Genomic DNA, 19,120 nt, shown 5'->3' on the forward strand with positions numbered 1-19,120 from the left:
GGGCCGGGCCCGGGGCGGCCGGTGGGCGGCGGGCGGCACGGTCCCGGCGGGGGTGGCGCGGGGCGTCGGGGGTGGGCGGCACAATGCAGCAGGGAACCCGAAACGAAGGCGGATCAACATCGTGACCCAGTCAGTCCATCAGCGGATCGCCGACGAGCTCGGCGTCGCCGAGCGCCAGGTGCGGGCGGCCGTGGAGCTGCTCGACGGCGGTGCGACCGTGCCGTTCATCGCCCGTTACCGCAAGGAGGCCACCGGCCTGCTCGACGACGCCCAGCTGCGCACCCTGGAGGAGCGGCTGCGCTACCTGCGGGAGCTGGACGAGCGGCGGGCCGCGGTGCTGGAGTCGATCCGCAGCCAGGGCAAGCTGGACGAGGCGCTGGAAGCGCAGATCATGGCGGCCGACTCGAAGTCCCGGCTGGAGGACATCTACCTGCCGTACAAGCCCAAGCGGCGGACCCGGGCGCAGATCGCCCGGGAGGCCGGGCTGGAGCCGTTGGCCGAGACGCTGCTCGGCGACCCGACCCGGGACCCGAAGGAGACGGCCGCCGGGTTCGTCGACGCCGACCGCGGGGTGGCCGACGCCGCCGCCGCGCTGGAGGGCGCGCGGGCCATCCTGATCGAGCGGTTCGCCGAGGACGCCGACCTGATCGGCGCCCTGCGCGAGCAGATGTGGTCGCGGGGCCGACTGGTCGCCCGGGTACGCGAGGGGCAGCAGGACGCCGGAGCGAAGTTCGCCGACTACTTCGACTTCGCCGAGCCGTACCCGAAGCTGCCCTCGCACCGCATCCTGGCGATGTTCCGGGGCGAGAAGGAGGGCGTGCTCGACCTCACCATGGCCCCCGACGCCGAGGAGGACCCGGACGCCCCGCCCACCGGCCCGACCCGCTACGAGGCGGCCATCGCCGGCCGGTTCGGCATCAGCGACGCGGGCCGGCCCGCCGACCGGTGGCTGGCCGACACGGTGCGCTGGGCGTGGCGGACCCGGATCCTGATCCATCTCGGTGCCGACCTGCGGATGCGGTTGTGGCAGGCCGCCGAGGAGGAGGCGGTGCGGGTCTTCGCCACCAACCTGCGCGACCTGCTACTCGCCGCCCCGGCCGGCAGCCGCGCCACGATGGGTCTCGACCCGGGCCTGCGGACCGGGGTGAAGGTGGCGGTGGTCGACGCCACCGGCAAGGTGGTCGCCACCGACACGATCTACCCGCACGAGCCGCGCCGGCAGTGGGACGCCTCGGTCGAGACGCTGGCGAAGCTGGCCGGGGCGCACCGGGTGGAGCTGGTCGCGATCGGCAACGGCACCGCCAGCCGGGAGACCGACAAGCTCGCCGCCGACCTGATCAAGCGGTATCCGCAGCTCGGTCTGACCAAGGTGATGGTCTCCGAGGCAGGCGCGTCGGTCTACTCGGCCTCCGCGTACGCCTCGCAGGAACTACCCACGTTGGACGTGTCGCTGCGCGGCGCGGTCTCCATCGCCCGCCGGCTCCAGGACCCCCTCGCGGAGCTGGTCAAGATCGACCCGCGCTCGATCGGCGTCGGCCAGTACCAGCACGACCTGTCCGAGGTGAAGCTGTCCCGCTCGCTGGACGCGGTGGTGGAGGACTGCGTCAACGGCGTCGGGGTGGACGTCAACACCGCCTCCGCCCCGCTGCTGACCCGGGTCTCCGGCATCGGTGCCGGGCTCGCCGAGAACATCGTGCTGCACCGGGACGCCAACGGCCCGTTCCGCACCCGCGCCGAGCTGAAGAAGGTGGCCCGGCTCGGCCCGAAGGCGTTCGAGCAGTGCGCCGGCTTCCTGCGCATCCCCGGCGGCGACGACCCGCTCGACTCGTCCAGCGTGCACCCGGAGGCGTACCCGGTGGTCCGGCGCATCCTGGCCAGCACCGGTCAGGACCTGCGCTCGCTGATCGGAAAGTCGGCGATCCTGCGCGGGCTGCGGGCCACCGACTTCGTCGACGACACCTTCGGCCTGCCCACCGTCACCGACATCCTCGCCGAGCTGGAGAAGCCCGGCCGGGACCCGCGACCGGAGTTCCGCACCGCCACCTTCGTCGAGGGGGTGGAGAAGATCGGCGACCTCACCCCCGGGATGCTGCTGGAGGGCGTGGTCACCAACGTGGCCGCGTTCGGCGCGTTCGTCGACGTGGGCGTGCACCAGGACGGCCTGGTGCACGTCTCGGCGATGTCGCACACCTTCGTCAAGGACCCGCGCGACGTGGTGAAGTCCGGTGACGTGGTCCGGGTCAAGGTGCTCGACGTCGACGTGCCGCGCAAGCGGATCTCGTTGACCCTGCGGCTGGACGACGAGGTGCCGGCAGGTGGTGGCCGGCCGGCCGCCGACGGGCAGCGGCGCGAGCGCGGCACCCCCCAGGGCGGGCGCGGCGACACCCCGGGCGGCCGGCGCGGCGGCGCAGGCGGGTCCGGCAGCGCGGGGAGGTCCGGCGGCGCGGGCGGGTCCGGCGGCGCGGGCGGGTCCGGCGGCGCGGGCGGGTCCGGCGGCCAGCGGGAGCAGCGGGGCGGTACCCGGGGCGGGCCGCAGCAACGGCAGGGCCGGGGCGGCTCCGCGCCGGCACCCGCCAACGACGCGATGGCCGAGGCGTTGCGCCGGGCCGGCCTGGCCTGACCACCACCGCCGCCCCGCCCGGCACCCACCGGGCGGGGCGGCGGTGGGCGTACCGTCGCGGCATGGATGGTGACGGCGATCCGCAGTGGCGGGAGCGGCAGCAGCGGGCGGTCCGGGCACACGCGGCGGCCGACGCCCGCCGGCGTGACGGCGAGCACGCGCAGGCCGAGGAGCTGGTGGCCCGGTTCACGGCCGAGGCGACCCGGCGCGGGCTGCGCACCACCCGGCTGGTGGCCCAGGGCTACGACGGGCGGGGCCGCTACCGGACCGGGCTGACCGGCTGGTACGTCGACCGGGCCGGCCTGCGCGCGGTCGCCGTCGACGGCCGGTTCTACCTGCTCACCGTGCCGTCGGGCGTGCGCGCCCGGCTGTTCGGCGTCGACGTGCCGCCGGCCCGGCCGCCCCTGGTCGTCGGGCGCGGCGGACGCGACGGCGAGTCCATCCCGCTGGCCGACCTGCTCGCCCGACGGCTCACCGCCGGCGACGACTGGCCCTGAACCCCGGGTCCGCCACCATCTCGCGCAGGATCCGCTCGACCCGGTCGGCACCCACGGCGACGGAGAACATCCGGTCGTAGTACGCCCGGCCGGCCTGCCCGAGCAGTTCCAGCTTCTCCCGGCCCAGGTCACAGACCTCCCGCAGGGCGTCGGCGATCGAGTCGGGGTCACCGGGCCGGGCGGTGATCCCCGCGCCGCTGTCCCGGGCCACCGCGGCGGCGTCGCCCTCCGCGGCGACCAGCAGCGCCCGCCCGGCGGCGAGGGTCGCCTGCACCTTGCTCGGCATCGTGTACGCGGACATGCCGCCGGGGCGCAGGCTCACGTAGTGCACGTCCCCGGTGGCCATCAGCGCGGGCATCCGTTCCCGGGGCAGCTGCCCGAGGAACCGGACGTTGGACGCGCCCACCGCCGTGACCCGGCGACGCAGCCGGTCCTGTGTGGTGCCGGAGCCGGCGATCAGGCACACCAGCCGGGGGTCGTCGGTACGGGCGCAGGCGTCGACCAGCGAGTCGAGCCCCTGCGCCTCGCCGAGCGCGCCCGCGTACACCAGTACCACCTGGTCGGGTCGGAGCCCTAGTTCGGCACGCAGGTCGGCGGCGCGGACGCCCAACGTCTCGTCCGCCCACACCGGGACGTGCACCAGCTTGTCCCGGGGCACACCCCGGTCGGCGAGCAGGTCGGCGGCACCGGGTGAGACGTGGGCGACCCGGGAGGCGCTGCGGTACATCGCCGCGCACCAGGCGGCCATCCCCCGCTCGACGGTCCGCGACACCGGGCCGGTGCCGAGGAACCCGCTCGCGACCACGCTGTCCGGCCACAGGTCCAGCACGTGCAGCAGCACCGGCACCCGGTGCACGTACCGGGTGAACCACATCGGCAGGGCGACGCTGATCGGCGAGTTGCCGACCCAGAGGGCGTCCAGGCCGCGCAGCGCCGGGGTGCCGGAGACCAGCGCGGAAACCGCGAACGACCCGTAGTTCACCACCCGGCGCAGCGCGGAACGGTCGTGGCTGGGATAGAGGGCCACCCGGCGTACCCGGGTCGCATCGACGACCTCGTCGCGGCGGCGGGCCAGCCGGTAGCCGGGGGCCAGCCGGCCGGTCGGGTAGTTCGGGAACCCGGTCAGCACCCGGACCTCGTGCCCCCGTTCGGCGAGGGCGCGGGCGAGCATCCCGGGCAGGGCCGCCGGGCCGGGCTCCGGGTCGTACCACTGGGTGAGCAGACCGATCCGCATCCGCCTCACCCCGCCGCCACGCCGGCCACCGGCCGGTCCGATCGTTCGCCGTCGGCCCGCCACAGGGCGCGCAGCGACGCGGTCAGGTCGTACGCGGGGGCCCAGCCGAGCACCCGGCGGGCGCGGTCGACGTCGGCGCACATCCAGGGCACGGCGGCCGAGCGGGTGGCGTCGGGCGGGAAGCCGCCGGGGCGGATCCGACCGGTGAACCCGGCCACGTCGGCCAGCAGCCGGACGACGTCGCGGGTGGCCGTCGCCCGCCCGCTGCCCACGTTGACGACCCGGTGCCCGCCGACGGGGGCGCACCGCGTCGCGGCCAGCACCGCCGCCGCCACGTCCCGCACGTCGACCAGGTCCCGGTACGTGTCGTGCAGGCCCAGGGCGATGTCGTCCGCGCCGTCGGCCAACGCCGTACGGACCATCGCGGTGGCCCGGGCCAGCATGTTGCCCGCCGGCATCCCCGGCCCGACCGGGTTGAAGACCCGCAGCACGATCGTGTCGACCCGGCCGGCGTCGCCCGCCAGCTCGGCCAGCCGGGTGGCCGCCAGGTGGCTGAGCCCGTACTCGCTCACCGGTGCGGCCGGGTGGTCCTCCCCGACGGCGAGACCGTGCGGCACGACGCCGTACTCCGCCGCCGAGCCGATCCGGACCAGCCGTGCCCCGGGCGCGGCGACGGCCACCGCCTCGATGAGCTTCGCGGTCGCCACGACGTGTGCCTGGACGAAGTCGTACCCGGAGCCGACGATGCGGCCCGCCGCGCTCACCACCACGTCGGGTCGTTCCCGGGCGACCAGCGCGGTCAGCTCGGGCAGTTCCATCCGGGCCGGGTCGCACCGGGTGCGGGAGGGGGCCCGGACGGTGGTGTGGCCGGCCAGCGTGGCGTGGATGTGCCGGCCGAGGAAGCCACCCGCGCCCAGCAGCAGCACCCGGTTCATCGGGGCCGCACGACGTCCCGGTCGGCGGCCGACGACCCGGGCCGGTGGCCGGCGGCCGACGCCGTGGGTGCCGGCCCGTCGGCGGTCGGCGTGGCGGGAAGGTCGGCGGTGGCCGACGGGGCGTTGCCGGTGAACTCGTGCCAGGTGGCCGCGCCGGGGGCGGAGATGCCCTCCCGGGTGAGCACCACCCGGACGGTGGTCAGCAGGATCCTCAGGTCCAGCAGGAAGGACCGCCTGTCGACGTACTCGACGTCGGAGGCGAACTTCGCCTCCCAGCTCAGGGCGTTGCGTCCGCGTACCTGGGCGAGCCCGGTGATGCCCGGCCGTACGTCGTGCCGGCGGGCCTGCTCAGGGGTGTAGAGGGTCAGGTACCGCACCAGGTGCGGGCGGGGGCCGACCACGCTCATCTCGCCGCGCAGCACGTTCCAGAACTCGGGCAGTTCGTCGAGGCTGCTCGCCCGCAGCCACCGGCCGACCCGGGTGAGGCGTTGCGCGTCGGTGACCAGCCCGCGCTCCGGGTCGGGGTGGCGCATGGTGCGGAACTTCACCACCTCGAACAGTTCGCCGTGCAGGCCGGGCCGGGTGTGCCGGAACAGCACCGGCCGCCCGTGGGTGACCAGCACCAGCAGGGCGACCAGGGCCAGCAGGGGCGCGCCGAGGGTCAGCACGACCAGCGCGCCGAGCACGTCGAGCAGCCGCTTCCACCTGTCGTACGGTCGGCGGGTCGACGGGTCGGTCCCCCGGCCGGTCACCGGGCCGGCCTCACCGGCGCGCGGCCGTGCCGCGGGGGCAGCAACTTTGGACATGGAACAGACCTACCACTTCCCCGGCGACCGTTCCGCGGTTTCACATCTGCCACACCGCAGACTCGACGACGACCGCCGCGCAAAACGTGAAACGTGATTGCTCCTCCCTTTACCGGAAGCGCGCACGGTCTCGTTATCGCAACAGTATGGTCACCATTGACGAGATCGTGATCCCCGAGGATGGTCCGACGGGAAAAGGCAGGAGGAGATATGCTTTCCTCGCTTGCGGACAGGCGTTTCCTGGTCACCGGGGGCACTGGTTCGTTCGGCCAGACAATGGTTTCCCGACTACTCGACGCCGGTGCCGCCGAGGTGCGGGTCCTCAGCCGGGACGAGTCGAAGCAGGACGCGATGCGGCACCGCCTCGGCAACGACCGGGTCCGCTACTACATCGGTGACGTGCGCGACTACGACAGCGTGCTCAAGGCCGCCCGGGGCATGGAGTTCGTGTTCCACGCCGCGGCACTGAAGCAGGTGCCCTCCTGCGAGTTCTTCCCGCTGGAGGCGGTCCGCACGAACGTGCTCGGCAGCGCCAACGTGGTGGACGCCTGCGAACGTGTCGGGGTGGAGACCCTGGTTCTGCTGAGCACCGACAAGGCGGTCTATCCGGTCAACGCGATGGGCATGACCAAGGCGTTGATGGAAAAGGTGGCGCAGGCGCACTCCCGTAACAACGCGACAGCCCGGACGAGGGTCTGCTGCGTGCGTTACGGCAATGTCATGTACTCGCGCGGATCGGTGATTCCGTTGTTCATCGACCAGATCCTGCGCGGCGGTCTGCCGACGGTCACCGACCCGTCGATGACCCGTTTCCTGATGTCGTTGCCCGAATCGGTGGAACTGGTGGAGCACGCGTTCACCCACGGCCAGCCGGGGGACGTGTTCATCCGCAAGGCCGACGCCTGCACCATCGGCGACCTGGCCACGGCGCTGTGCAACCTGTTCGGGGTGCCGGCGAAGTACACCGTCCTCGGCATCCGGCACGGGGAGAAGCTCTACGAGACCCTGGCCAGCCGGGAGGAACTCGCGTTCGCCGAGGACCTCGGCGACTTCCTGCGGGTGCCGGTGGACAGCCGCGACCTCAACTACTCCCTCTACTTCGAGGAGGGCGACGTCGAGCACGGCGGGCTGGCCGACTTCCACTCGCACAACGCCCGCCGGCTGTCCGTACCCGAGATCGAGTCGTTGCTGATGACGCTGCCCGAGGTGCGCGCGCAGGTCGCCGCCGCCACGGCGGCCGTGGTGACGAGTTGAGCGCGGGCACCGACCCCGCCCGCCCGGACCGGGTGCCCCGCCGCCGCACCGACCAGCGGGCGGGCCGGCGGGCCGCCGACCCGGCGCGGCGGGTCCTCGTCGTCGGGGTCACCGGCATGCTCGGGCACGCCGTGCTGCGCGAACTCGCCGACGATCCGACGCTCGACGTGCACGGCCTCGCCCGCCGCATCGACGACCGGGCGGGCTGGTTTCCGCCGCACCTGCTGGCCCGCATCGTCCCGGCCGTCGACGTGACCCGGTTCGACGACGTCCGGCGGCTCGTCGACGAGCTGCGGCCCGACGTCGTCGTCAACTGCGTCGGCGTCATCAAGCAGCGGCCGGACGTGCAGGACGCGGTGCCGACGGTCACCCTCAACGCGCTCTTCCCGCACCTGCTGGCCGACGCCTGCGCGCGGGTCGGCGGCCGGCTCGTCCACGTCAGCACCGACTGCGTGTTCTCCGGCCGGCGGGGCGGCTACCTCGAGGACGACCTGCCCGACCCGCCCGACCTCTACGGCCGCTCCAAGCTGCTGGGTGAGGCGACGGGTGCGTCGGCGCTCACCCTGCGCACGTCGATCGTCGGGCACGAGCTGACCACCCGCCGTTCCCTGGTCGACTGGTTCCTCTCCCAACAGGGTCAGGTGCGCGGCTTCACCCGGGCGGTCTACAGCGGGGTGACGACCGTGGAGTTCGCCCGGCTGCTGCGCACGGTGGTCCTGCCCCGGCCGGAGCTGACCGGCCTCTACCACGTCGCCGCCGAACCGATCACGAAGTACGACCTGCTCCGGCTGGTCGCCGAGGTGTACGCATGGCCCGGTGAGCTGGTGCCGGACGACGCGTTCGTCTGCGACCGGTCGATGCGCGCGGACGCCCTCGCCCGCGCCACCGGTTACCGTCCGCCGAGCTGGCCGGACATGATCACCGCGCTGCACGCCGCCCGGGAACGCTGGACGTCCGACCCGGCCCGGCCGGGCCTGGCGGGCGTGCCGCGCTGACGCAGTAAACGACCATCGCCGGCACTGCCGGCCCGTCGGAGTCGAAGGACATCACGTGGGGAACCGAGTGGGTCAACTGTGCCTGGTCGTCGGGGCGGTCCTGGCCGTGGTGGTCACCACCGTCGCCAGCGTCGCCGTCCCGCTGGTCGCGGTCGGCGCGGTGGCGCTGCTGCTGGTCGCACTGTTCGCGCTCGCGCAGCAGATGGACGGCTGGCGCTGGCTGCTGGGCCTGACCATGGGGCTGCTGGTCTGCGCCTCGTCCAAGCTGCCGGGACTGGTGGAGGCCAGCTTCTATCCCCGGTACGCGGCGGTGGCCGCCCTGATCGTCTGGGCGCTGGGCACGCCGGGCCGGACGGTGGCGCGGGTCGACCCGTGGACCCGGCTGCTCGTCGGCGCGCTCTGGGCGATGGCCGGCCTGGCCACGGTGAGCTTCACCTGGTCGGTGGTGCCGCTGGAGACCCTGCAACGGGGGGTGGCGCTGCTCCTGCTGGCCGCGCTGGTGCACGTCCTGGTCCGCCGACGGTGGCCCGACCGGACGGTCATGCTGGCCGACCTGCGCATGGTCTACCTGGTGCTCAGCGGGTCCGCCCTGATCAGCCTCGGCCTCGGGTTCACCGACGGCACGCTCGTCGCCGCGTTGTCGCGGACCGACCGCTTCGAGGGCCTCTACAACAACCCCAACATGCTCAGCATCGTCTGCGCCCTGACCACGCCGCTGGGCTGGGCGGTCTACCGGCAGTCCCGCCGCCGGACGGACCTGCTCGGCATGGTGCCGGCCGTCGCCTGCCTGCTGCTGTCGCAGTCCCGCACCGGTCTGATCGCCGTGCTCGCCGGGGCCTGCTGGGTCGTGTTGCGCAACGGGCTGGGCCGGGTGGTCCGGCTGGGTGCCGGACTGGCCGTGGGACTGCTGGTGGCGTACCTGTTCAACCTGCTGCCGGTCCTGTTCGCCGGCCCCTGGGTGCGGCAGCTCGTCCTGCGCTTCACCGACCCCACCGGCGGTGACCTGTCCAACGGCCGCACCGAGATGTGGCAGGCCACGGTGGACCTGTGGTGGCAGAACCGGCCCACCCTGGGCTTCGGGTACGCCTCCCGCAACCACCTGTTCGCCCTGGCCAGCCTCGACGAGTCCTTCGGGACCGGGGTGAGCGTGGTGCACAACAGTTACCTGCAACTGCTGCTGGAGCTGGGGCTCGCCGCCGTGGCACCGCTGGTGCTGCTGCTGCTGGCCGTCGGACGGGTCGCCCTGCGCTCCCCGGTGCGCCGGGCCGACTCCGGGCTGGTCTGGCTCGTCGTCACCGGGCTGCTGATCCAGATCACCGAGTCGGCCATCTTCGGCACCGGGCAGACGTACCCGTACGTGTTCTGGTGCGTGGTCGCCGGGGTGCTGCTGCACCTGCCCGGCGAACGCGCCGACGCCGACGTGGCGGAGGCGGACCCGACGGTGACTCCGACCGCGGCGACCCCTGCGTGGGTCGGCGCCCCGGCCGGCGACCTGACCCGCCTGCCGGTCCCGGTCCTGCGCTGAGGTCACCCGACGGTGGGCGCCCCGACCGGGACGCCCACCGCTTCGTCCACACCCGGTTCAGCGCCGGTCGTCGGCCACCAGGAAGGCGCTGACCTCGTCCCGCCAGGCGCGGTGGTCGAACGACGCACGGGCCCGGGACCGGGCCGCCCGGCTCATCGCCGTCCACTCCCCGTCACGCAGCCGCAGCGCACGCTCGATCCCCCGCCGTACGTCGTCCGGCCCGTTGCCGTCGAGCACCAGCCCCTCGACTCCGTCGTGCACGTGGGCGGCGAGGTCGCTGGTGTGGTTGAGCAGCACCGGGCAGCCGGCGGCGAGGCTCTCCGGCACCTTGGACGGAAAACCGTTGGCCGCGTACCCGCCGGTGGGGCGGACCAGCATCGAGAAGTGCGACTCCGCGAGCAGCGTCAGCACCGTGTCGCGGGGGACCCGACCGAGGAACCGCACCTCGGCCTCGATCCCGTCGAGGACCGCGACGTCCAGGTCGGAGTGGGTGGCCGCGTCCTCGCGGGTGACCCCGGCGATGGTGAGGCTGACCCGGCGCTGCTGCGCCGGGGTGAGCCGGCCGATCCCGCGCAGGATCACGTCCAGCATGTCCTTGCGGCCGGGGGTGCCGGCGTAGAGCAGCCGCAGGCCGGTGGCGAGCGCGGGGGGCCGGGACGCCGGGAAGTCGTCGCAGTCCACCTGCGGCGGCACCACCAGCACCGACATCCCGTGCCCGTTGAGGTAGCCGGCCAGCGTGGTGGAGACCGCGGTGGCGCGGTCGACCAGCCGGGTGGCCAGGAACGTCGACCAGCGGTGCCGGACGTAGTACGGGGTCAGCCAGCCATGGCGGAACTGTCGCCGGTCGTGGCGTTCGCTGGCGTCGACGACCACCGGGCAGCGCAGCGCGAGCCGCAGGACCGTCCAGTTGCCCAACGTCATCAGCGCCATCGGGAGCAGCACCACGCTCACGTCGCCCCGGCGTACCCCCTGCCGGCGGGCGGCCCGCAGCACGCGGACCGGCCGGGCCAACCGGGCCGGCAGCCGGGTGAGCCGGTGCCGGCCCCGCACGCGCAGGGTGACCAGGTCGACGCCGGCCGCCTCGGGTGGCCGGCCGGGGAAGGCCAGCTCGCAGGGCCAGTCGTTGACGACGAGCGTGCGGGTGCCCTCGGGCGCGGCGGACCGGGCCAGTTGCAGCAGGCGGTTGGAGGTGGCGTCACCGTGCGGGAAGGCGTAGGCCCCGACGAGCAGCGGACGCGGTGGGCCGGTCCGCCCGGTCGGTCCGCCGTCGGGCAGGGGTCGCGGGTCCACGACCACGGTCTGCTCGTTCATCTCTGTCACCGTCCCGAGCCGACCGGCGGCCGGCTGCTTTCTCGTGGCGTACGGTCCCGCCCGGGGCGGGTCACCGTCCAGCGGTGGTAGATCTCCAGGTGGGTGCTGGCCGCCGTGTCGATGGCGAAGGCGCTCTGGACGAACCGGTCGGCGGCCACCGCGGGCGCGGTCGACGCGGTGTACGCCACCGCCCGGACCACCGCCCGCGCCCACACCTGCGGCGGGGCGTCGACCCCGACGACGGTCACGCCGGGCAGCCGCTCATCGATGAAACGCACGCCCGGCAGGTCGGCGGCGACCGTGCCGACGCCCAACGCGACGGGCTCCAGCACTCCCCCGGGCAGCCCCTCCAGGCAGGACGGGTGGACGACGACGTCGGCCTGCCGCAGCAGCCCGCCCACGTCGTCGCGGGGGCCCAGCAGGTGCACCCGGTCGCCGAGTCCGGCGGCGTCCGCCGCCGCGCGGACCCGCTCGTCGTCGGCCGGGTCGCCCGGCCCGACGAGCACCGCGTGCGCGGACACCCCCCGGTCGCGCAGCGCGGCCAGGATCGGCGGCAGCAGCCAGCGGCGTTTCTCGGGTGAGGCCCGGCCCACGGTCACGCAGACCAGGTCGGCGGGTGCCGCGCCGATCAGGGCCCGCAGGTCGTCGGGGCTGGGGCGGCGGAGCCGGTCGAGGTCGAGCCCGTTGAGCACCACCCGGCACCGGGGGTCGTCACGCCAGCCCGGGTGGAACCCGAACGTGAGCGAGCTGGGCGAGACACCGAGGATGTCGGTGGCGCAGACCCGCAGCAGCCGCCCGCAGACCCACCGGTAGACGCGGCGGCGCAGGGTGCGTGTCGCGTTGTCGTCGCCCCGGAAGTGCGCGACCCGCCCGGGTACGCCGCGCAGCGCGGCCAGCGCGAGCGGCACCCCCGAGAAGTTGGCGCAGTCGGCGTGCACCACGTCCGGGCGCAGCCGCCCGAGCAGCCGCAGGAACCGCAGCGGGAAGCGCGGGTCGAGGGGGATCGCGGTGACGCTGCCGCCGTGCCGGGCGACCACGTCGGCCAGCGGCCCCGGGCCGACCCGGTCGCTGAGCGTCACCAGGTGCAGGTCGACACCGCCGGCCGCGAGCCGGGGCAGCAGCTCGGCGGTACGCATCTCGGTGCCGCCGAAGTTCAGCTCGCCGACGACCCGCAGCACCCGCAGCCGGCCGGTCACGACGGACCGCACCGGGCGAGAGCCCGCCGGTAGCCCACCAGCGCGGCCGGCACCATGGTCGACAGGTACGCGACGCAGGCCGCCGCCGGCAGCCCGGCCAGGCCGAACTGGCGCAGCCCCCAGACCTTGAGCACGGTGGCCAGCACCAGGAACGCCGCCCACCCGACGAACTGCGGCCGGAGCAGGCCGATGCTGTTCTGCACCATGATCAGCGGGGAGGTGACCGCGACCAGCAGCGACCAGCCGGCCAGTCCGACGAGGACGGGCAGCCGGATCGTCGACCGGTCGACGGACCCGAGCCAGAGGGCGATCAGCCGGTGGCCGGTGCCGACCAGCGCCAACCCGACCGAGCCCACGACCACCCCGTAGAGCAGCACCATCCGCCGGGTGTTGCGGCGTACCCAGGCCACCTCGCCCCGGGCCAGGGCGGCACCGTTGACCGGCCAGACCGTCATGCCCACCAGCCCGACGAAGACCCACAGCACGCCGAACAGCTTCCCCACCACCGCGTAGTGCGCCGCCGCGGCGAGCCCCAGCACGTTGGCGACCAGCGGGTTGTCCACGTTCAGCGCGATCGACGACATCGTGGTGAGCACGAAGAACCGCACGCCCAGCCGGAGCAGGCCGGCGATGGTGTCGCGGTGCACGAGTCGCAGCCCCGGCCGGTGCGCCGACGGGCAGGCCCAGAAGTAGGTGACGGTGTTGAGCAGGTTGGTCACCGGCACCGCCAGCACCGCACCGGCGACGACCGCAAGCGGTGGCCAGCCGGCGGCGATGGCGGCGAGCACCACGGCCAGGGCGGCCAGGGCTCCGGCCGACTGCCAGGCGTTGCTCCGCACCATCTGGCCACGGGCGTACTGCACCCGCTGGACCAGCGAGAGCGGGATGTTGACGACGAACACGCCGAAGCAGAGCAGGACCAGGGTGGGGGTCTGCGCGGCGACGACCGGGTCACCGACGGCGAACAGCTCCACCCAGGGCACCACCGGCGTCACCACCAGCAGGGCGGCCAGCAGCAGCACCGCGACCACGCCGAGGGTGGCGAACGCGCCGGAGATCTCCCGGGCCTGCCGGCGGGGGTCGTCGGCCAGTTGGCCGAGCCGGGTGAGCAGCCCGTTGCCCAGCCCCAGGTCGGCGAACCAGGCCATCCCGGTGAGCGCGGTGATCGCCATCCACAGGCCGTACCGCTGCTCGCCGAGGTACCGGAAGCAGGCGGGGGTCATGACCAGCGGCGCGGCCAGGCCGATTCCCTTGGCCACCATCGCGGTGGCGATGCCCACCGTGACGGTACGGTCCCGGCTCGGCCCCGACGCCGGAGAGCCGGCCGGGGGCGCGACGGTGGTGGTCGTCGTCCCGGCAGTGGCCGTCGTGGCGGTGTCGGCGGTCGTGGTGGTCGCGTCGACGGTCGCCGTGGCTTCGGCCGTGGCGGCGGTGGCGGTGGGGGCCGTGCCGGCGGCTGCCCGGCCCACGGCCCGGGTCACCGGAGGGGGGCGGGGGCGACGGCCAGCCGCTCGGCCAGCCACCCGGCCGTGGCCCGCAGCCCCTGCCGGCGCTCCACCGGGGTGACGTCCGGGAACAACTCCCGCAGGGTGGTGTTGTCGGCCAGCGAGTGCGGGACGTCCCCGGTACGCGGTGCCACGTGTTGTCGGGCGATCGGCCGGCCGAACACCTCCTCCAGCTCGTCGAGGACCTGGAGCAGGCTGGCCCGCGCGCCGAAGGCGAGGTTGACCGGATGCGGGTGGTGCACCCGGCGGCGCACCGCGTCGAGGATGACCTCGCAGACCGTGCCCACGTAGGTGAAGTCGCGGGACTGGGTGCCGTCGCCGTGCACCTCGACCGGCTCGCCGCGCAGGGCGGCGTGGGTGAACCGGGGGATGACGGCCGCGTACGCGTGGTCGTGACGCTGCCCGGGGCCGAACACGTTGAAGAACCGGAACGCCAGCGTGGGCAGCCCGAACGACGCCTGGTGCGCCAGCGCGTACGCCTCGGTGGCGAGCTTGCTGGCCGCGTACGGGCTCATCGGGCGGGTCCAGGTCAGCTCTTCCTTGGGCAGTGCCGGGTTCATCCCGTACACCGACGAGGAGGAGGCGACCACCACGTGCCCGACGTCGTGCCGGCGGGCCGCTTCCAGCACCATCAGCGTGCCGGTGGCGTTCGCGTGGTGGGAGGCGAGCGGGTCGCGCAGCGACCGGGGCACGCTGGGCAGCGCCGCCAGGTGGACCACCGCCTCCCGGCCCGCCATCGCCGCGTCCAGGGCCGCCGGGTCCAGGATCGACCCCTCGACGAGGTCGACGTCCAGCCCGGCGAGGTTGCCGCGCAGCCCCACCGAGAAGTCGTCGAGGACGCTGACCTCCTTGACGGCCGGCTCGCCGAGCGCGGCGCGGGCCAGGTTGGCGCCGATGAAACCGGCCCCACCAGTGATCAGAATGCGCATGCACGACCCCCGAGTACGCACGTCGCCTGGTCATCGAACAGGCAAAAAGAACATTACGGCAGGAATAGGAACCTAATCCCATAGATGGCGAATATCCCGGTCGCCGGTGGGGGGTGGTCCGACCGAGGTCCGCCGAACGGCCGACGATGCTGTCCGGGAACCGACCCAAAACCGCTGTGAACTGCGAAAACGCGCACAGTGGCAGCATCGTCGTGCGTCGCGGTGGAGGTGTGGGATGCCCGAGCTGATCGTCTACCGGTCCAACGCCCTGATGTCGGTCAGGTCGCGGTTCGACGCCACCCGGGACGTGGTGATGCCGGCCAACCTGGCGTACCCCGAGGGGATGGTCGGTCTGTGGCATTCCGGCCTGCCACAGGTGAGCCTCGTGCCCTCGACCGCGACCGACGCCCAGGTGTGGCCGGTCATGTCCGCCGTGGGCACCCGCGTCCACGACACCTCCGACGACAACTGTCCGATCAACACCGGCTGGTCGTACGTCGGCGGCAACCACGGCTACAACGTCGGCAACCAGATCGTCGTGACCAACCACGGCAAGACGACCGCCGACGTGGGGTCGCAGTGGAGCGACGGGACCCGCATCTTCACCCTGCTGGCCGTCACCAACGCCAACAGCCTGCTGTTCGGTAACCCGTACACGGTGGTGGACGGCATCGCGCAGGGTGCCCGGGTCAGACCGGCCGGGCCGCTCACCCATGTCTCGGGGGCGACCAACCGGACCACCGTGCCGATCACCGGTCTCACCCCGGACGTGCAGATCCGACCGGCCACCCACTCCCACACGGTCGCCGTCGAACTCGACGGCCGGCCGGTGCCCGACGGCCGGTCGACGGGCCTGGAACTGGTGATCCGGGAGTCCTACCTCATCCCGACCTACCAGGGGATGATCGACACGGCGCGGGCGAACGTAGGCACCCCGATCGCCACGATCATGCCGAGGATCCCGTCGCTGTGCCGGATCGCCAACGTCTACCGCTGGTCACCCGGCGGCGGCCTGCTCGTCACCCAGACGGTGACCGCCCTGACCCGGTTCACCCTCAACGCGGGCGTCACCCAGTGTGCGCCGCTGACGCCGGTTCCGGGCGGCTCCCGCCGGCAGTTCATGCCGAACGTGGGGGTGGCCGGCGGCCTGAACTGGTCGGTCTGGGCCAACATCGACACCCTCCCCGCCCTCACCGACTTCACCCCGGCGACGCTCACCGACCGGACGATGCCGGCGAGCAGCATGACCCAGTGGGTGGTCAGCGGCGGCGGGGTGCAGCAGTGGGGCATCGCCGTCGGGCTGTTGCCGGTCGCGGACGGGGTCCCCACGGTCCGGGCCCGTTACACCACCGCCAAGAGCTGGTTCATCAGCTCCAGCCTGAAGAAGAACTACCCGCAACTGGTGTGGGGGCGGACCCTGGCCGCCGGTGAGTCGGTGACCGGCACCGCCTACCGTCGCTATCTGGCCCCGCCGTCGACCGCCACCGAACTCGTCGTCTCCACCGGCGACGACGACTTCGTGGTGATCGAACGGGTCGGCGCGGTCGCCCAGGCCGAACTGGCCGCGCCGCAGCTGTTCCACCGGCTGCTGGTCCCGGTGGGCCCGACGAACCTGACCGTGCCCGACCGGGTCACCGTCGCCGGGGTGCCGTACTCCGTGCCGGTCTCCCCCGGGTACGGGATGTGGCGTGCCGACCCCGACGGGGCCCTGCCGGAGCCGCTGCCGGGGGCGTCCCGGGCCCGGGGCGGGTACTTCCTCGTCCGGTCCGGCCACACGGTGGAGAGCACCTGCACCGGCGCCTACCAGCGGCTGCTGCTGCACCCGTTCTTCCTGGCCGAGCCGACCCCGGTCGACCGGGCCTGCGTGGAGGTGACCCGGGTCGGCACCGGTGTGCTGCGCCACGGCGTGTACGCCCACGATCCGGCCACCGGCCGGCCCGCCCTGCTCGGCCCGGTCGCCGACTTCGGCACCGTGGCCGTCACCACCGTCGGGGTGAAGGAGTCGGTGCTGGGCGCACCCGTCCTGCTGCCGGCCGGCTGGCACTGGTACGGGCAGGTGTGGCAGGTCAGCGGCGGCACCGCGCCCACGGTGCGGGCAAGTGGTGTCGGCTGCGCCACGGTGCTGAACCTGGGTTCGACGGCGGCGGCGATGACCGGGGACCGGTTCGGCTACGAGGTGAGCGGGGTGACCGGCACGCTGGGGGCGATCACCGTCGCCGGGGTGCACCAGTTCCCCCCGCCGCAGGTCGCCTACCGGCGGGCCTGACCCGACTCCGACGGCCGGACGGTCGGCGCGTCCCGGCGTCAGCCGGTGGGGACGCCGTAGATCCGCTTCATCGCCTCGTGCTTGGCCGGCACCGGCAGGTGCCCGATGCCCAGCGACTTGGCCCGCAGCCGTTCCAGGTACTCGTCGGTGGTACGCAGCGGCCGGGCCGGGACACCGGCCGCCACGGTGTTGTCCGGCACGTCCCGGGTGACCACCGAACCGGCCCCGATGACGCACCGGTTGCCGATGGTGACGCCAGCCAGGATCATCGCGCGCATGCCGATGTAGACGTCGTCGCCGATCGTGATCGGCGCGGTCCAGTCGAGGTCGGGATACTCCTTGCGGAGGATCAGCGTGCCGCCGTCGTGGGTGATGAACTGCACCTCGGAGGTGACGTAGACGTTGTCGCCGATGGTGATCAGCCAGGGTTCCGAGCCGAACATCGCCCGGTTGACCCCGTAGAACCTGACCCGGCCGGTGAGGTTGACCCCCAGGGACCGGACGAACGCCTCGGGGTCGCGGGACGCGGCCAGATGGTCCCGTACGCGCCGGGCCATCGTACGAACACGACTGGGCACTGGCTGTCCTCGATCGCAGGTACGGTCACGGGCTGCCGGGCCACGCCGGGTCCGGTCACTGGCACAACGAGCCGGTTCCGGCCCCGGTGACGGGTGGCCGTCCCCTCGGCGGTCAGCGGCAGAACTGTCGGGCGTGTTCCAGCACGTTGGGTTCCCGGTGCCGCTGCCGCCAGTGCCGGTAGCGCCGCCCGGCGGCGACCTTGGCCTCGGCGCGTTCGGCGGGTGTCCGGTCGGCGAGCAGGTCCAGCGCCCGGCTGAGGCCGGCCGCCGTCGCCGGCCGGACCACCATCCCGCCGGTGTCGGCGATCAGGTCGCTGAACGGCGTGTTGTCCGAGCAGACGACCGGGCAGCCCGAGGCCAGGCTCTCCAGGATCACGTGGCCGAAGTTCTCGCCGAGGGTGGGGAAGAGGAAGGCGTCGTACCGGCTGAACGTCGGCATGACGTCCGCCGCCGCGAGTTCGCCGAGGTAGCGGACCCGGACGTGTCCCGGCATGGTCGCGATGAGCCGCCGGCAGCGCGACCAGTAGTGCGGGTCCTCGGGCGGGCCGAAGATGTCGAACTCCACCGGACGGGTGGCGCCGGCCACCGCCTCCAGGGCGGTGGACAGGTTCTTCATCGGCGAGATCCGGCCGACGAAGACCAGTCGCAGCGGACCGTCGTGCGCGACGACGGGTGGGGGCGGGTCCGCCGGGATCGGGCTCTCGTTGCCGTTCACCATCACCTGCGCCCACGGCAGGTGGGCCTGGATCTGCCGCTCCTCCAGCCCGCTGCACGCCTGCCAGCGCACCCGCAGCCGGCGCAGCAGCGGCGCCCACAGCGCCAGGAAGATCCGCTTCTTGGCCGACCTGATCGCCAGGGCGCCGGGCGACAGCTCGCCGCGCGGGGCGACCAGGATGGCCCCGACCCGGACCAGACGCAACGCCACCGCCAGGATCGCCAGCACCGAGAACAACGACCAGATGCTGTTGACGTAGAGCAGGTCGACCGGGCGGGCCCGGACGTGGCGCACCAGCCGGGCCCAGTGCCGGGGGGCCCACGGGTTGAGGTAGAAGACGGCGGACCGCCCGTCGCGTCGCAGCAGCGTTCCGGACAGACCGGGGTACGGTGCTGACGAGCCGAGGTCCCGGTCCCGGGTGATCAGGGTGACGTCGAGGTCCCCCGGCAGCGTGTCCAGGATGAACCGCAGCGAGCGGATCGGGCCGCCGCCCCGGAAGCCCGGCTCGAACACCCCCGCGGTCGCGACCACCCGGTAGGTGCCCACGGACCGTCGTGGCGCGTCGGCGACGTCCAGGGAGGGCAGCCTTGTCAACTTGTTCACCATCGGTCCACCTTCACCGTGCCGCCCGAGGAGCGGCGTCCCGTAGGAATGTCCACACCGCACGGGCAGTGGCCGCAGGGCCCGACCCGTTCGGGTGGTCGCAGTCGAGGGGAAGGGCGTGTCCGCGGGCCGTGGACTCGACCCGTACCGC

Annotated in this window: 15 protein-coding genes; 6 read left to right on the forward strand and 9 right to left on the reverse strand. The window is 73.7% G+C overall.

The features are described 5' to 3' along the window. Positions 1–121: 121 nt before the first annotated feature. Entirely contained in the window at positions 122–2,620 is a 2,499-nt protein-coding gene (locus ACN260_RS19495; RefSeq protein WP_422752457.1) for a Tex family protein, read from the forward strand. A gap of 62 nt (positions 2,621–2,682) precedes the next feature. Beyond that, positions 2,683–3,117 (forward strand): hypothetical protein, encoded by a 435-nt coding sequence (locus tag ACN260_RS19500; RefSeq protein ID WP_422752458.1) that lies wholly within the window; start codon positions 2,683–2,685, stop codon positions 3,115–3,117. Here the strand turns inward: ACN260_RS19500 and ACN260_RS19505 are convergent. The 3 genes from ACN260_RS19505 to ACN260_RS19515 are packed head-to-tail and all read right to left on the reverse strand — an operon-like array spanning position 3,092 to position 6,092. After that, on the reverse strand, positions 3,092–4,351 hold the full coding sequence (locus ACN260_RS19505) for a glycosyltransferase family 4 protein (protein WP_422752459.1): 1,260 nt from the start codon (positions 4,349–4,351) through the stop codon (positions 3,092–3,094). The two genes, ACN260_RS19500 and ACN260_RS19505, sit on opposite strands and share 26 nt — an antisense overlap. Before the next feature lie 5 nt (positions 4,352–4,356). After that, positions 4,357–5,286 carry an NAD-dependent epimerase/dehydratase family protein gene (locus ACN260_RS19510; RefSeq protein WP_422752460.1) on the reverse strand — a complete coding sequence of 310 codons (930 nt, stop codon included), beginning with the start codon at positions 5,284–5,286 and terminating at the stop codon, positions 4,357–4,359. Next, positions 5,283–6,092 (reverse strand): sugar transferase, encoded by an 810-nt coding sequence (locus ACN260_RS19515; RefSeq protein WP_422752461.1) that lies wholly within the window; start codon positions 6,090–6,092, stop codon positions 5,283–5,285. The genes ACN260_RS19510 and ACN260_RS19515 overlap by 4 nt, the downstream gene beginning before the upstream one ends. Before the next feature lie 210 nt (positions 6,093–6,302). On the opposite strand from ACN260_RS19515, the gene ACN260_RS19520 reads away from it, so the two are divergent. Genes ACN260_RS19520 through ACN260_RS19530 form a run of 3 tightly spaced genes read left to right on the forward strand, consistent with a single transcriptional unit; the run spans position 6,303 to position 9,866 of the window. Then, complete coding sequence (locus tag ACN260_RS19520; RefSeq protein WP_422752462.1) at positions 6,303–7,346, forward strand: polysaccharide biosynthesis protein; 1,044 nt, start codon at positions 6,303–6,305, stop codon at positions 7,344–7,346. Continuing rightward, on the forward strand, positions 7,343–8,341 hold the full coding sequence (locus ACN260_RS19525; RefSeq protein WP_422752463.1) for a dTDP-4-dehydrorhamnose reductase family protein: 999 nt from the start codon (positions 7,343–7,345) through the stop codon (positions 8,339–8,341). Before ACN260_RS19520 ends, ACN260_RS19525 begins: the two co-directional genes overlap by 4 nt. A 55-nt stretch (positions 8,342–8,396) precedes the next feature. Beyond that, positions 8,397–9,866: an O-antigen ligase family protein gene (locus tag ACN260_RS19530; RefSeq protein ID WP_422752464.1), complete on the forward strand. Its 1,470-nt coding sequence runs from the start codon at positions 8,397–8,399 to the stop codon at positions 9,864–9,866. 57 nt (positions 9,867–9,923) lie between these two features. Here ACN260_RS19530 and ACN260_RS19535 read toward each other — a convergent pair whose 3' ends face one another. Genes ACN260_RS19535 through ACN260_RS19550 form a run of 4 tightly spaced genes read right to left on the reverse strand, consistent with a single transcriptional unit; the run spans position 9,924 to position 14,807 of the window. Next, entirely contained in the window at positions 9,924–11,177 is a 1,254-nt protein-coding gene (locus ACN260_RS19535; protein WP_422752465.1) for a glycosyltransferase, read from the reverse strand. A gap of 5 nt (positions 11,178–11,182) precedes the next feature. Next, positions 11,183–12,385 carry a glycosyltransferase gene (locus tag ACN260_RS19540; protein WP_422752466.1) on the reverse strand — a complete coding sequence of 401 codons (1,203 nt, stop codon included), beginning with the start codon at positions 12,383–12,385 and terminating at the stop codon, positions 11,183–11,185. Beyond that, entirely contained in the window at positions 12,370–13,842 is a 1,473-nt protein-coding gene (locus tag ACN260_RS19545; RefSeq protein WP_422752467.1) for a lipopolysaccharide biosynthesis protein, read from the reverse strand. The genes ACN260_RS19540 and ACN260_RS19545 overlap by 16 nt, the downstream gene beginning before the upstream one ends. Before the next feature lie 8 nt (positions 13,843–13,850). After that, the gene (locus tag ACN260_RS19550; protein ID WP_422752468.1) at positions 13,851–14,807 is read right to left on the reverse strand and encodes an NAD-dependent epimerase/dehydratase family protein; all 957 of its coding nucleotides are present in this window, start codon (positions 14,805–14,807) and stop codon (positions 13,851–13,853) included. Between the two features lie 235 nt (positions 14,808–15,042). Between ACN260_RS19550 and ACN260_RS19555 the strand changes: the two genes are divergently transcribed. Beyond that, positions 15,043–17,073, forward strand: coding sequence for a hypothetical protein (locus tag ACN260_RS19555; protein ID WP_422752469.1), 2,031 nt, complete (start codon positions 15,043–15,045; stop codon positions 17,071–17,073). A gap of 38 nt (positions 17,074–17,111) precedes the next feature. Here the strand turns inward: ACN260_RS19555 and ACN260_RS19560 are convergent, their stop codons facing one another. Together ACN260_RS19560 and ACN260_RS19565 are read right to left on the reverse strand one after the other, a co-directional pair. Further along, positions 17,112–17,630, reverse strand: coding sequence for an acyltransferase (locus ACN260_RS19560; protein WP_204961222.1), 519 nt, complete (start codon positions 17,628–17,630; stop codon positions 17,112–17,114). Positions 17,631–17,763: 133 nt separating this feature from the next. Beyond that, complete coding sequence (locus tag ACN260_RS19565; RefSeq protein WP_422752470.1) at positions 17,764–18,972, reverse strand: glycosyltransferase family 4 protein; 1,209 nt, start codon at positions 18,970–18,972, stop codon at positions 17,764–17,766. Positions 18,973–19,120 lie beyond the last annotated feature (148 nt).

It is taken from the genome of Micromonospora sp. WMMD708 (assembly GCF_049315245.1).
In the GTDB taxonomy this organism is placed as follows: domain Bacteria; phylum Actinomycetota; class Actinomycetes; order Mycobacteriales; family Micromonosporaceae; genus Micromonospora; species Micromonospora wenchangensis.

Coding starts and splice junctions, on each gene's coding strand:
- ACN260_RS19500 (WP_422752458.1), top strand. CDS start 2,683: ATGGATGGTGACGGCGATCCGCAGTGGCGGGAGCGGCAGCAGCGGGCG.
- ACN260_RS19505 (WP_422752459.1), bottom strand. CDS start 4,351: ATGCGGATCGGTCTGCTCACCCAGTGGTACGACCCGGAGCCCGGCCCG.
- ACN260_RS19510 (WP_422752460.1), bottom strand. CDS start 5,286: ATGAACCGGGTGCTGCTGCTGGGCGCGGGTGGCTTCCTCGGCCGGCAC.
- ACN260_RS19515 (WP_422752461.1), bottom strand. CDS start 6,092: ATGTCCAAAGTTGCTGCCCCCGCGGCACGGCCGCGCGCCGGTGAGGCC.
- ACN260_RS19520 (WP_422752462.1), top strand. CDS start 6,303: ATGCTTTCCTCGCTTGCGGACAGGCGTTTCCTGGTCACCGGGGGCACT.
- ACN260_RS19535 (WP_422752465.1), bottom strand. CDS start 11,177: ATGAACGAGCAGACCGTGGTCGTGGACCCGCGACCCCTGCCCGACGGC.
- ACN260_RS19550 (WP_422752468.1), bottom strand. CDS start 14,807: ATGCGCATTCTGATCACTGGTGGGGCCGGTTTCATCGGCGCCAACCTG.
- ACN260_RS19555 (WP_422752469.1), top strand. CDS start 15,043: ATGCCCGAGCTGATCGTCTACCGGTCCAACGCCCTGATGTCGGTCAGG.
- ACN260_RS19560 (WP_204961222.1), bottom strand. CDS start 17,630: ATGGCCCGGCGCGTACGGGACCATCTGGCCGCGTCCCGCGACCCCGAG.
- ACN260_RS19565 (WP_422752470.1), bottom strand. CDS start 18,972: ATGGTGAACAAGTTGACAAGGCTGCCCTCCCTGGACGTCGCCGACGCG.